At 41.1% G+C, this 14,928-nt stretch carries 7 protein-coding genes; 5 read left to right on the top strand and 2 right to left on the bottom strand.

Features of this window, described 5'->3' with window-relative positions; all coding sequences use genetic code 11:
- Positions 1 to 15: 15 nt before the first annotated feature.
- Entirely contained in the window at positions 16 to 426 is a 411-nt protein-coding gene (locus tag R9C00_24270; protein ID WPO34818.1) for a transposase, read from the bottom strand.
- 22 nt (positions 427 to 448) lie between these two features.
- Positions 449 to 1,093, bottom strand: coding sequence for a hypothetical protein (locus R9C00_24265; protein WPO34817.1), 645 nt, complete (start codon positions 1,091 to 1,093; stop codon positions 449 to 451).
- 486 nt (positions 1,094 to 1,579) lie between these two features.
- On the opposite strand from R9C00_24265, the gene R9C00_24260 reads away from it, so the two are divergent.
- The 5 genes from R9C00_24260 to R9C00_24240 all read left to right on the top strand — a co-directional run bounded on the left by R9C00_24260 (position 1,580) and on the right by R9C00_24240 (position 14,834).
- Positions 1,580 to 4,945: a two-component regulator propeller domain-containing protein gene (locus R9C00_24260; protein ID WPO34816.1), complete on the top strand. Its 3,366-nt coding sequence runs from the start codon at positions 1,580 to 1,582 to the stop codon at positions 4,943 to 4,945.
- A gap of 280 nt (positions 4,946 to 5,225) precedes the next feature.
- Complete coding sequence (galB, locus tag R9C00_24255) at positions 5,226 to 7,643, top strand: beta-galactosidase GalB (protein ID WPO34815.1); 2,418 nt, start codon at positions 5,226 to 5,228, stop codon at positions 7,641 to 7,643.
- A gap of 433 nt (positions 7,644 to 8,076) precedes the next feature.
- Positions 8,077 to 11,244 carry a TonB-dependent receptor gene (locus tag R9C00_24250; GenBank protein WPO34814.1) on the top strand — a complete coding sequence of 1,056 codons (3,168 nt, stop codon included), beginning with the start codon at positions 8,077 to 8,079 and terminating at the stop codon, positions 11,242 to 11,244.
- A gap of 12 nt (positions 11,245 to 11,256) precedes the next feature.
- Complete coding sequence (locus R9C00_24245; GenBank protein ID WPO34813.1) at positions 11,257 to 12,852, top strand: RagB/SusD family nutrient uptake outer membrane protein; 1,596 nt, start codon at positions 11,257 to 11,259, stop codon at positions 12,850 to 12,852.
- A gap of 32 nt (positions 12,853 to 12,884) precedes the next feature.
- A complete protein-coding gene (locus R9C00_24240) occupies positions 12,885 to 14,834 on the top strand; it encodes a hypothetical protein (GenBank protein ID WPO34812.1) in 1,950 nt (649 codons plus the stop codon).
- Positions 14,835 to 14,928 lie beyond the last annotated feature (94 nt).

The raw sequence follows: 14,928 nt of genomic DNA, 5'->3' as shown, positions 1-14,928 counted from the left end.
ATGATTAAATTTTTTCTAAGTACATGACAAAAAAATCTTAAAAGCGATTTTGATGTCGTTTCTAATTGTATTGATAAAAGCATTGGTAAGGAAATCAAGCCCGTAAGTAAAGAAGCTTACGGCCCTCCTGCCGTGGTTTTTAATTGCTATTTTTTTGACACAATCATTAAGGTAAATGCCTACGCTGTAAGACCAAACAAAAGCAATGGAAATGACTTTTATCAGGGTGTCTAATCTTTCATAATCAGTAATATGGGTATCTTCCAAATTAAAACCAGCCGACTTGAAAGCCCTGAACATAGTTTCTATCTGCCAACGGTTTTTATAGATGTCTAGGCTTAAGTCTTCTTGGTTATAGGAAACCAATATCAGGTAATCAATTTTTCCATTTTGACCAACATATTTAATACCTGAGAAATAGCCCAACGTATCATTGAGATAAACAATTTTAGGGTGAAAATATACTCGGTTTAGCCATTAATAACCAATAAGCTTTCACCGTTTTGCCTTCCGCCAAAGTAATATGCATATTATTGCGGACCCTGATAAAATAACGGATTTGATGGCTCGTCAAATACGCCAACCAATCTTGGCCAACAAACTCTCTATCAGCTGTCAAATAGGCAATCTTATCATCTCCAAAGTTGAGCATAAAACGATTGAGTAGGTCTTTTCGCTCTTTTTGAGAGGAATTGCCCCGCTTATTTCCCAATGTGCACCAAAATACGGGCAGGCCTACTCCTTTATAAATTACTGATAAGAACAAAATGTTGATGTTGAGCTGTCCCAGCTTCCAATTTGTCCGGTCCAGGCTTAATTCATATTTACCTTCTATTGGTAAGGTTTTCATTATCAGCTTACAATAAAGGGCTTCTGCAAAGGTGAATTGGCTGAAGAACCGCTGGACTCTACGAAGTTTTGATGATAGAAGAACCCCATTATCATATCCTGTCGCCAATCGTTTGAAATTCACGCTCCTTACTTTCAAAACCGATATGATTAAATAACTCAACAACGTTATTCTGGCTTTATTTCCTCCCAACTCTTGCTGCAAAATCAATTGCAATTCTTTACTTTTATACAGGCTTGTCATCTAGGTTGTTTTTTTGTCTCGCAACTCAAAAATAACCTTTTGATGGCTTGCCTTTTATTTTTGTCATGTACTCAGAAATTTTTTATTACACTAGAAAGAATACTCCAAATATGAACTGGGGAAGTGGGTTATTCAAATCCAATGAAGCCAATCGTCAAGATTTATACGTGAACTGTAAAATGGATGGGGTGAAATTGTTGGGTTATGCTTGGAAATGCCGATTAGGTCAACAATATTTTTTGTGAGACATACAACAAAGTATGTGAATTTGGCAATGAAGACTGGGGTTATATAAAAAAAATGTAGATGGTTTGCCATAAAGCAATCGATAGGTTTTACATTTACATTGTTTTTATATGTGAAAAAGGGTACATATGCTTTATTTTGAAACCCATACATAATGATTAGAAGGTGAAAAGAACTCTTCTTATACTCATCAACCTTTTTCTTTTACACGGGCATTTTTTAAGCGCGCAAACCAGTGGTATGTACAAAGACCAGTTGGTATTGACTCACTATGCCAAAGAAGAAGGACTTTCCAATAACCAAGTCACAGTTATCACTCAATGTAAAGATGGGTATATTTGGGTAGGTACAGTAGATGGGCTCAATAGGTTCGACGGGCATGGCTTTGAAGTGTTCAGGCATACTGTAGAAGATGAAGAAGGGTTAACGGGTAACATTATTACCTCCATTCTCGAAAGTAATGACGGAAGGTATCTTTGGGTAGGTACTACCGAAGGGCTTTTTTCTTTTGATAAAGACCTTCAGTCATTCGAGCTGATCGGTTTTCCTCTTTTATATATACGTTCACTTGTATTTGATTCTCAAAAAAACTTGATGCTTCTGGCCAACGGGGCAATTTATAAGCGTAATCCCTCTACTGCTGAATTTGACTTGGTTTTCGAAAGCAAAACTAACTCTATCAGGGAGTTCGCCATAGTTGGGGGTAGTGAGTACCTAGTGGGTACTGATACTGGTCTTGGGCGTTTGGACTTGCGTACCAATTCTATTAAACCAATAATAAAGGATTGTGTGGTATTGGCTATTCAAAAAGTACTTTCCGGAAAATATATAATAAGTACGGAAAAGAAAGGGCTGTTTTGTTTAGAAGGAAATAGGTTCACAAGAATGGGGGAGGGACAAAAAGTATTTACTTCGGGTCAGATAGAGGGTATGGTGGAGGCTGGGCCTGGCAAATACTGGGTAGCATCAAAAGACGAAGGCCTGTATTTTTACGATTCGGATAAAGGGAGATTGCAGGGTTATTATTATAATATTTATGAACCAGAAGGCTTAAGAACCAATGCGATAACTGCATTGTTGCAGGATAGGGAAGGGAATTTGTGGATTGGTACCTTTGATAAAGGGGTGGGTTTTATAGATAGGTGGAGGAAACCTTTTATGCATTTCAAGTTCAACTACAGACCTGATGGCTTGCCCAATAGCAACGTGAGGTGTATGTTCCAAGATAGGGACGGAGATATTTGGATAGGGACAAAAGAAGGTGGTTGTCTAAGCAAGTTTGATAGGGCAGAAGGGACTTTTACAAACTTCTGCCCAGATGAAAATGATCCTTTGAGTATAAGTAGCGACTACGTACTTTCGATTAATGATGCTAGACCAGATAAATTGTGGGTAGCTACGTTTACCGGAGGGCTCAACCTTTTCGATAAAAAGACGGGTAGGTTTGAGCATTTCCGGAGTGAAGAAAACGACCCTGAGAGCATTTCTCAAGATAAGGTGTACGATGTGCTGGTGGACAGCAAAGGGGCTCTGTGGGTAGGCACCGGAAGCGAAGGGGTAGATATGCGGGAAGCAGGTAAGTCTGGCTTTGTCCACTTTAATACAAGGAATAGGAATCAATCTGGTTTGCTTGGTGATAGGGTGAAAGATTTGTACGAAACAAAGGATAGCACCCTTTGGGTGGGAACAAATAGTGGACTAGGTAAATATGACCGTGATAAATACTCTTTTGTTTTTTACCAACGGACAAATGAGAAATACTCTCTGAGTAATAATAGAGTTTATTCGATTTTTGAAGATAGTAAAGGAAACTTTTGGATAGGTACTTTTGCTGGCTTGAACCTGATGGATAGGGAAACGAACCGTTTCTTTGCCTTTACAAAAAAAGATGGACTTGCCAGTAATGGAGTGGTCGGTATAGAAGAAGATGGGCATGGAAACCTTTGGGTATCGACTACCAATGGGCTTTCAAAGTTTTCCCCACCTCCTAATTTGGATATTGACCATTTGATGAGTAGTGGAGAACGGGGGGAGTTTGTGAATTACGATGTAAGTGACGGGCTTCAAGGGACAGAGTTTGCCTTCAATGCCAGTTGTAAGTTAGAAAACGGTGAAATGATTTTTGGCGGAAGCAATGGCTTTAATTTATTTCATCCAGACAGCATAAAGGACAACCCGTTGGTTCCACAAATAGCCTTTACAGGTTTAAAGCTTTTTAATAAGCAGGTGGATGTTGGGGGGCAAGATGGGATTTTGCAAGACCATATCAATAAAACAGAGCAGATTGTCCTGACGCATCGGCAGCATACCTTAACGTTTAGTTTTGCGGCGTTGAATTTTTCTTCGCCAGAAAAAAATCAATATGCCTACATGTTGGAAGGGCTAGAGAAAGAATGGAATTATGTGGGGAACCAGCGTTTTGTTACGTACACTAATCTGAGCGCTGGCAATTATGTCTTTAAGGTAAAAGCTTCTAATAACGATGGGGTTTGGAACGAAGAAGGGCGGTCGATAAAGATAAAAATGCAACCTCCTTGGTGGACTACTTTGTGGTTTAGGATGTTTTGTGCTCTGTTGTCAATAGGTGTCGTCATTTCTATATTCAGGTATCGAACTGGTAGGTTAAAAAGGACGCAAAAGATGTTGGAAAAAATGGTTGATCAACGTACGGTTGAACTGCGTGAAGCCAACACTGAAATCCAAGATCAAAACAAAGAGCTAAATCAACTGAACGAAGAGCTTCAAAGTCAGCAAGAAGAACTCTCTTTGCACAATGAAGAACTGATGTCTACGTTGGACCAGTTAAAAATGGCTCAGGCACAATTGGTCCAATCGGAAAAAATGGCATCTTTAGGCTTGCTCACCGCAGGGATAGCTCATGAAATAAACAACCCGGTCAATTTTATAAAGTCAGGTATAAGCGGGTTACAGGTAGTAATAGAGGAGTTTGAAAAAGTAGCAAAACTTTATGAAGAAGTGACTCCAGAAAATGCTGTGGAGAAAGTTAAGGAAATAGATGAGCTGAAAAAGGTGCTCAAGTTTGATATGATGATGGGGAAAGCCGTGAAAATCACTCGGCACATAAATACGGGTGTGGAGCGGACAGCAGACATAGTGAAAGGACTGCGCTCATTTAGCCGTTCGGATACGAAGATGACCTATTCTTATAGCCTAGCTGAGGGAATAGATAATAATTTATTGCTGATCAACCACCTTACGAAGGATAGGATACAGGTATTTAAAAACATAAATGTATTCCACGAGATTGAGTGCTCACCTAGCCAGATCAATCAGGTGCTGATGAACCTATTGGTAAATGCGGTTCAGTCTATTGAAGGCGAGGGGAATATTTACATTTCGGCTACGGAAGAAGGGGAGAATGTGGTGATAAAAATAAGAGATACAGGAAATGGCATTGCTCCAGCAGATATCAAGCATATTTTCGATCCTTTTTTCACTACCAAAGAAGTAGGCAAAGGTACGGGCATGGGGCTTTCGATCACCTTAGGAATTATAGAAGAGCATCTTGGAAAAATAAAGGTGGAAAGTGTAGTGGGGGAAGGTACTACCATGATCATTACTTTGCCTATCCGAAATATAGGCTAGACAGCAGGTCGTTTTTTTAGAATAGTTCTTATCTGAAAGGTGATCTCACTCATCTTTTTCGTACCTTTGGGGCAGCTGAAAGGGGGTTTAGTATTTAGAGAGTTCAATCCCCAATCCTTCATCGCCTTATGAGGATCAGTTTTTTAGCCCTTTCAATTTTTACATTGAATTTATTCGCAGAATTAGTAACCCAAATCTAATGAGGATGGTCAAATTAATTTGGTCAAACCCATTAGCTTTTTTTGGACATAATTCTCCCACGTATTCTAACATCAAAAAAATGAGAACTTTACTTCTTATACTAGTTATTCCTGTACTGTTTTTTTCGTGTTCAGGGAACAATGAAAATGAAAACAATCCGAGAAAAGTGCGTTTGCTTTCGGAAGATTGGAAATTTTACTTAGGCGAACCGGAAGGTGCAGAAGTAAAAAGCTTCGACGATAGGCAATGGCGTACGCTCGATATTCCCCACGATTGGAGTATTGAAGGAGAATTTGATGAAAACCACCCTGCTACCGTAGGAGGAGGAGCACTTCCGGGAGGGGTTGGCTGGTACAGAAAATATTTCAAACTATCAGCTGCCGATAGCGCCAAGCTATTTACAGTGATTTTTGACGGTGTTTATCGCAACAGCGAAGTGTGGATAAACGGGCATTTTTTAGGTAATCGACCCAATGGGTATATTTCCTTCCAGTATGACCTTACGCCTCATTTAGGGTTTGGAGAAGAGCCTAATGTATTGGCAGTGAAGGTAAACAACTCTCCGCAACCTAATTCCAGATGGTATTCTGGTTCAGGTATTTATAGGAATGTTTGGCTAGAAAGTACAGAGAAAATATATGTAGAAAAGAACGAGACATTTATTACTACACCAGAGGTTAGTACTGAAAGAGCAATTGTAAACATAAAGGCAAAACTTAGGAATGCGACCAAACAAGAAGGGAATATTAAATATGCGATAGAGGTCAAAAAACAAGCTTCGAGTGAGGGGCTCATTTATTCCCACGAGCTTGTATTGGGTGAAAACTCAACCGAAGGAGTGGATATAAACATAAAAGTCCCCTCTCCTGCACTTTGGTCGGTAGAAGATCCAAACCTCTACCAAGCAACCATAAGCATGTATGCAGAAGGGGAATTAGTGGATAAAACGTCCAATACATTTGGTATAAGGTATTTTGACTTCGATCCTGAAAAAGGTTTTTTCTTGAATGGCAAGCCTATGAAAATCAAAGGAGTGTGTAATCATCATGATCTTGGAAGCCTTGGTGCAGCTATTAATACAAGGGCGCTGCGTCGCCAGCTGGAGATCATGCAAGAAATGGGCGCGAATGCCATTCGGACTACGCATAATCCTCCTGCCCCAGAATTGCTTGATCTGTGCGATGAGATGGGTTTTTTAGTAATGGATGAGATGTTTGATATGTGGAAAAAGGGTAAAACTGAATTTGATTATTCCCTTAATTGGGACAAATGGCATGTGAAAGACCTTCAAGATTTCATTAAAAGAGATAGGAACCATCCGAGCATCATTATTTGGAGTGTGGGCAATGAAATCCCCGAACAATGGGACGAGGCGGGGAAAACAATAGCGACAGAATTGGCTGCTGTGGTGAGAGAATTAGATACAACTCGCGCTATCACCGTTGCTTGTAACCCACCATCTCCCGAAAATACGATAGCACAATCGGGGGCTTTGGACTTGATAGGTTACAATTATGCGCTGGATTTGTATGAAAATTTCCCAGAAGTCTTTCCCGGAAAATGCTTTATAGCAACTGAAACAACTTCCGCATTGGCAACTAGGGGCTATTATGATATGCCTTCCGATACTGTTCAGCGTTGGCCTGTGCGCTGGGATATTCCTTTCACCCAAGGAAATCCTGATAATACCGTTTCTGCTTACGACCATGTGAGCACGCCTTGGGGTGCAACCCACGAGGAGGTGCTAAAAGTAATAATGAAGCACGATTACCTTTCAGGCATGTTTGTTTGGACGGGCTTTGATTATCTTGGCGAACCTACTCCATATTCTTGGCCATCAAGGAGCTCTTTCTTCGGAATAGTCGATTTGGCTGGTTTCCCCAAGGATACCTATTACCTTTATAAATCACTTTGGGCAGAAGACCCGGTTTTACATATTTATCCCCACTGGAACTGGTCTGAGGGCGATTCTGTCGATATTTGGGCGTATGCTACTGCGGATGAGGTAGAGCTGTTTTTGAATGGGAAATCATTGGGCAAGAAGGAAAAAGAAGGGGACGAGCTGCATTTGATGTGGAAAGTGCCATTTGAAAAAGGTACGATAACAGCTAAGTCTGCGGTAGATGGAAAAGAGTTGGTAAAAGAATTGAAAACGGCTGAAAAACCACATAAAATAAACTTAGAAGCCGATAGAGGAACTATTCAGGCAGATGGCGTGGACTTGTCTTTTGTGACGGTAACGGTAGTAGATAGTGCTGGAACGATTCATCCACAAGCCCATCACCAAGTTTCTTTTGAACTAGAAGGACCTGGTAAAATAGTAGGAGTAGATAATGGAAACCCTAACAGCCACGAGTCATTCAAAGGAAAAACGATAAAAGCTTTTTATGGAAAATGCTTGGTGGTTATCCAGTCAACTGGTGAGGCTGGAACTGTAAAACTGGTAGCCAATTCTGATGGACTTGAAGACGGAGAGTTGGTTATTAATGTAAAGTAATTTTGTTCTGGTAATAAAGAATAAAATTATGTTTAGTTAAAGCTCGACCTTCTAAAGTTTACAAACTTTAGAAGGTCGAGCTTTCCTTTGCACCCAATCTGAGTGCAAAGGAATAATGGTTTATTGGATATTATAATCTTGTAACATTAAATAAACTAAACTTGTTCTTTTTCTTTACTCTTCTTTTGTGAGAATCCCCTTGTTTTTGGGCTTTGAACCCTTGAGCATTTCTTGTTGAATTTATGATTTTCTTATCTTATTGTAAATAAGGTGTTTATGGGTGATGTAATTATCATTTTATACATAAGATAGTTACAAATTATCACTTCTAGTTATCAAACCGTGCATATACAGTTAACCGAGATTTTCGGCTTGCATCGCCTTCAGATTTACTTTTAGACCCTCTAAATACTTATTAATTAACTAACTAAATATGGCGATGAGGAATCTAGTGAATAGAAAATGGAAAAATCCCAGCCGATCTTTGTTCTTAAGATGTGCGATGGCTTTTGGAATGCTTTTAATGGGCATGCCATTGTTGGCACAATCATCTTATACAATAAAAGGCAGGGTTGTATCTGCTTCTGATAAGGAAGGTCTACCGGGTGCAATGGTGCTGATCAAAGGATCAGAAACAGGTGTCATCACAAATTACGATGGCAACTTCGAACTCAAAGTAAATCCAAATGACGTATTGGTGGTTTCATTCTTGGGTTATATCACGCAAGAGATAGAGATCACGACCCAAACAGAAATCAATGTGGCTTTGGAAGATAATATTTCCGAGCTAGAAGAGGTGGTGGTTATTGGGTACGGTGTACAGCAAAAAAAGCTGGTTACAGGTGCTACAGGTCAGGTAAAAGGCGATGAATTTGTAAAGCTAAGCGCAACAGATGCCATGCAGGGTTTGCAAGGGCAAGTTGCCGGCGTAAACATTGCCTCTACTTCGGGTCAGCCCGGTGAGGGCATGAAAGTGACCATTCGTGGTGCTGGTACTATCAACGGTTCGGGACCGCTATATGTGGTAGATGGAATGCAAACGGGCGACATCTCTTACCTGAACAACTCCGATATTGAGAGCATCGATGTGTTGAAAGATGCTGCTGCTGCCGCTATTTACGGTTCGCAAGCTGCCAACGGTGTAGTGTTGATCACTACTAAAACAGGTAAGGCAGGAAAGTCAAATTTTTCCTTTGATGCTTTTTACGGTCTTCAAGAGCCATCTCGCCAAATAAGCATGCTCAACAGTACAGAATATGCGGTGATTATGAACGAGGCGGCGGTTAACTCTGGTAAAGTTCCTTATTTCTCCCAAGAAGAAATAAATGCGATGGGCGGTGGCACTAACTGGATAGATGAAATGATCTACAACGATGCCGTTACCCAAAACTATTCTCTTGGACTGAATGGCGGTACTGAAAAGTCGATCTATTCACTTTCCATGTCGTACACTGGCCAAGAAGGTATAGTTGGCGGACCTGGTATTTCTGAATATAACAGGTACGCTTTCCGTGTCAATACTGAGCACAGCGCTTTCGATGACATAGTAAAAGTTGGTCAGCACTTGACTTTCTCTTATGTTGACAAAAATGGTATTTCGGTAGGAAACCAGTACAACAACACATTTAGGAGTGCATTTAATACAAGTCCATTCCTTCCAATGTACGATGACGCTGGAAATTTCCTGAACAACTCTGCTAATGCGGGGGTGATGTACCAAGGTCAAGAGTGGGAGCCATGGGCGCCAGGTGAAAGTAACCCATATGCAACTATGGTGTATGAAAACCAAAATCAGAATAACGATCAAAAGGTTTTTGGTGATGTATATGTAGAGCTTAGCCCAATCAAAAATTTGAAGATCAGAAGTCGTTTGGGTGTTGATTTTTATACTAGCGAGTCAAGGGGTTATAAGCCCATCTATGAATTGTCGATTTATAGCCAACGTACTTTTGACCAAGCAAGCCAAAGCCTTAACAAAGGACTAGCATTGACTTTTGACAATACAGCTACGTATGAATTTGAGTTGGGAAACCATAATCTCTCCGTGATGGCGGGTATGTTTAGCTATAAAAACAATGGTTCTTCCATGTACACACAAAATGCTGACTTAAAAATCCCTGGACTTACCTATGCCTATATAAATAATACTACAAATACAGATTTCACCAAGCTTTCTTTCAATGGCTCTCCTTACGACGAGTCGAAGCTCTTGTCTTACCTAGGTCGTGTAAGCTACGATTACAAAGGCAAATACTTGCTCAATGCTACTTTCAGAGCAGATGGGTCTTCACGATTTGCCGAAAACAACAGGTGGGGCTATTTCCCATCAGTGTCAGCAGGTTGGGTTTTGTCTGATGAGGCTTTCTTGTCTGATCAAGATGGCTGGTTGGACTTCTTGAAGCTTAGGGCTAGTTGGGGGCAAGTAGGTAACCAAAATGTAAATGCATTCCAGTATTTAGCTCCTATCAATGTTGGAGGCTCTAACTATTACTTTGGTTCTGCCGATTTTGATGCTTCGGGAAATGTAGTAGGCGCATACCCTTCTAGGTTAGCCAACGAAAGCTTGAGGTGGGAAACTTCGGAACAAACCAACGTTGGTATCGATGCACATTTTTTCAGCGGAGAGTTGATTTTAGCTGCTGACTGGTACAACAAGACCACAAAGGACTGGATACTACAGAAGCCTGGATATGCAACGGACGGTACAGATGCTCCATTCTTCAATGGTGGCAATGTAAGGAACATGGGTGTGGAACTGGCCGCAACTTGGAGAAAGTCAATTGGAGATTTCAATTTCTCAATTAATGGAACAGTTGCGAAAAACGAAAACGAGGTATTGGAAGTGCCTACCGAAGACGGTATAGTACCAGGTTTGGAAAACATGTTGTATGATAATTCTGGCGTGTTTTATAGAAGAGCGGAAACAGGTTTCCCTATTGGATATTTCTGGGGTTGGAAAACCGATGGTGTATTCCAAAACGAGGGAGAAGTTGACGCTCATACAAGCTCAGATGGTGGCCTAATCCAACCAAATGCTTTGCCAGGTGACTTGAAGTATGTGGATTTGAACAACGACGGTTTACTCAACGATGATGACAAAACAATGTTGGGCGACCCTAATCCGGACTACACTTTTAGCTTGTCATTTTCTGCCGATTACAAAGGTTTTGATTTTTCAATCCTTGCATATGGCGTTGCAGGAAACCAAATAGTTCAGTCTTACCGCAACCACGCAAATGGCTTTGCCAACTATAGCAAATCTATTTTAGGTCGGTGGCATGGAGAGGGTACCTCAAACACTATCCCAAGGGTAACAGAGGCAAATGTTAACTATAAATTCTCAGATGTATTTGTGCATGACGGCGATTTCGTGAGGCTCAATAACGTGACCATAGGTTACGATTTCAGCAGGCTTTTCGAAAGCAATGTAGTGAACAAAGTTAGATTCTACGCATCTGTTCTCAATGCACTTACATTCACCAATTACGATGGTATGGATCCAGAAGTAGGCTATGGATTGGAAAATGGTTCTGCAGGTGTTGACCTTGGTTTTTACCCACGTCCTAGAACCTATCTACTTGGTCTAAATGTTAATTTTTAATGTGAGATGAAAATGAAAATTATAAAAATATCATTAATCATATTTGGGATACTTGTAGCTACAAGTTGTTCCAACAGTTTTTTAGATACCGAACCAATTAACTTGGTTACCGACTCGAACTTCTATAAAACAAAGGCTGATGCCGAGATGGCCTTGGTAGGCTGCTACGATGGTCTTCAGTTACTGTATTCTTCGGGTGGGGTTGCTTTTCCCATTGCATCAGAGGTGTTTTCCGACAACTGTTTCGGAGGAGTAGGAAACAACGATGGGTACAACTATCAAGTAATTGACGAGTTCGACATCAACCGTTCTTCAGGCGAAGTGAACATCTTCGATGCCAACTGGATAGCTTATTATAAGGCGATCTTCAGGGTAAATACTTTGCTTTCAAAAATGGAGCAGATCGATTGGGAAGGAGATGAAGCTTACAAAAATTCAGTTGAAGCGCAGGCAAGGTTTATTCGTGCATATTGCTACTTCGATATGACTAGGCTTTGGGAGAAAGTTCCATTGCTTACAGAGCCTTTAAACGCAAACATTCCACAGTCAGAAGCAGATGATATTTATACAGTAATTGCCGAAGACTTGAAGTTTGCTGCTGAAAATGGCAGTGAGGCAGTAGAAGCAGGTAGGGTAAACAAGTGGGTAGCAAAAGCTTATTTGGCAAGGGTATTCTTGTTTTACACAGGGTACTATGGTCAGTCAGAATTAGTTGGCGGTATTTCTAAAAGTGATGTGCTCAACGGTCTTGAAGAAGTTATTTCGGCAGGAGGATATAGCCTTATAGAAGAGTACAAAAACTTATGGCCAGCGGCTTCTACTAGCATAAACGAAGCTGGAGATGCGTTGGAAACTACCTATGCTGGAAAAGACAATGCAGAAACACTTTTTGCTATCAAGTATAACATTACCTCAAACTGGGATGGTGTTGTGGATAGCAACCACTGGTTGGTAATGCTTGGTTTGAGAGCTCAGTCTTTTAGCCCATATGGAAGAGGCTGGGGCGGAGGCACCGTCAGTGCTAAATTGTACGAGGCTTATGAACCAGACGATACGAGAAAAGAAGCTTCTATTATTGCGATAGAGGAAGAAGGGCTTGATTTTGATAATTCTGACCAGCGTGAGTACACCGGTTATACCTTCAAAAAATATACAACACTAGCGAACCCCGACGGTCAAGATGTGTCTGAAGCCAATGGTGGTGTTAGTTTCCAGATTAGCCAGTTTCAAGACTATGTAGTGATGCGTTATGCGGATGTGCTGTTGATGGCTGCCGAACTTGGTAGTGCCAATGCCCAAACATATTTTGACGAGGTAAGGGCAAGAGCTGGCTTAGCACCTGTGGCTTTGTCTGTTGATAATATAATGAAAGAGCGGAGGGTTGAATTTGCCCTCGAAGGTATTCGTTACTGGGATTTGCTGAGGCAAGGAGTAGGCGTAGCTGCTGCCGCTATCGACGAACAAACAAGGGTTCTTAATGGAGGCGTAGAAGCTACAAAATCGATTCTTGGAAGCAATATTACCAAAACACGTGGATTACAGCAAATTCCTCAAAATCAGATCACCCGTTCGGATGGAGTGTTGAAGCAAAATGCTGGATGGGAATAATTAGGCTTTTAATCCATATAAAGACAAGAAAAATGAAAAGGAATTTAAATAAACTACTAATAGTGCTGATAGGCTTAGTTGTAGGGCTTTTGTCTTGTCAGCCAGAGGAATTCTCTTTGGGAGAAGTTCTTACAAAAAGTGACCTAAAATATTCGATCACTCAAAACCCAAATGACCCTAACATGGTGATTTTGGAAAGTATGACATCGGGTGCGGCTCCTATTTGGAATACTCCTACTGGCAGATCTGTTCGAGTATCAGATACGGTGAGAATCCCTTTTGCGGGAGATTATGAGTTTACCTATGGGGTAATGAGCGCCGGTGGCATAGTAAAAGACGATGTATTTCAGTTGACGATCTCTACCAACAACTTTTCTTATATCGATGATCCTATGTGGGAACTACTCACGGGAGGAGTCGGAAATGAGAAAACGTGGTATCTCGATTTGGATGCTGATGCGCAAAGCAAGTATTTTCTTGGTCCGTTATATTTCTCAGGCTTAAGCATGGGCTGGGGAAATGAATGTGTGGACGATGTAGATTGCTGGAATTGGGATCCTGATTATCCTGGTAACGCTTGGCTAATGCCTGAGGGGGATTATGGTTCGATGACCTTCAGCCTAAAGGGCGGTGCAAGTGTATCAGTTGACCACAAAATGCTTGGTAGAACTGAGAATGGTACTTACTTTTTGGATGCAGAAGCGAAGACGCTGAGCATGACGGATGCCGGACCTTTGCACGATGAAGGAAGGGATGGACAAGTAGTAGACTGGGGTAAATTAAAAGTGATAAGCATTACTGAAAATACCTTGCAGTTAGCAGCACTTCGTGACGAAGGGCTATCGGGAGAGGGACCTGCTCTCTTGATTTATAACTACATTTCAAAAGATTATGCTGATAACTGGACTCCACCTTTGGAAGAAGATCCCGAGCCAGCACTGCCAGAAGGTTGGGAAGGCGATATCTCTACCAATGTGAGTTATGAAATTAAATGGGTTCTTTCCCCAGAAACTCCTTTCAACTGGGCTGGGCTTGATGGGATGATGCTAAATGATTGGAATACTGTAACAGATTACCCAGATTGGACAGGTTTCAATGCTTCCATTCCTGCAACTTACGAAGATTTCTCATTGACATTGAATTCTCAAGACAACACTGTCAAATATGTAGATCCCTCTGGAGCTGAAGCTACAGGAACTTATGCCTTAGATGAAAAAGGAATTTACACGTTTGATGGCGTTACTCCAGGTTTCAACATTTGCTCTTGGGTGAATTTGTTTACCACAGCAGAAAATCAATGGAGAATCCTTCAGATTGAGAAAGATGCCACTGGAAGTGTAACAGGAATGTGGGTTGGTGCTTTAGATCCAACCAAACCTGAATATGCAGCCTTCAAATTGATCCCACAAGCACCGGGTGCTGCGGAGAAAGATCCAGTAGAAGAAGCTAAAAAGCTGATTACAGCCAAAACTTGGAAACTAGATTCTGACAGGACGTACGATGTAACTACAAGCTGGGGAGCTGAACAAGGGCCTATGATGTTCTCAGATTTTGCCACTTGGGCTTGGAATCCTTTGCCAGGTGAGCACTATGCATCGGGCGAAGCAAGTGTTGATTATGGAACTATGAAGTTTGAAATGGATGGAACTGTAGTGGTTAACCAACACAAGCGTGTTTATACCTATGATGATGGCGGGGCTACAGTAGTGCGCAGTGGCATGCCCGAGGCAACAGATGTATTGGAAACCGATGAGGTGGTTACTTTAAATGGAACTTGGTCATTAGACCTTGAAAACAACAAAATTACGATGTCTGTCGGGTTATTACATCCATGGACGTGTGATTATGCAGTAGCTGACTGGGGCGCGATTACCATCCATAAACTAGAAGAAAATGCACTTTTCTTACAGGCTTTGAGAGATAAAGACCTTTCTGGTGAGGATGAGTTTTTGATGACCTACCTTTTTGTTCCTGCCGAATAAGGCTGTAAGTTATGATACTCTGGGAGTTGGGATATTTATTTGTTTTCCAACTCCCAAGGAGTATCCCTTCAAATTTCTGATCGCTATAAAAGAA

Source organism: Flammeovirgaceae bacterium SG7u.111 (assembly GCA_034044135.1).
Taxonomy (GTDB): domain Bacteria; phylum Bacteroidota; class Bacteroidia; order Cytophagales; family Flammeovirgaceae.
Note: the sequence above shows the minus strand (reverse complement) of the source record. Positions and strands in the feature narration are given on the sequence as shown.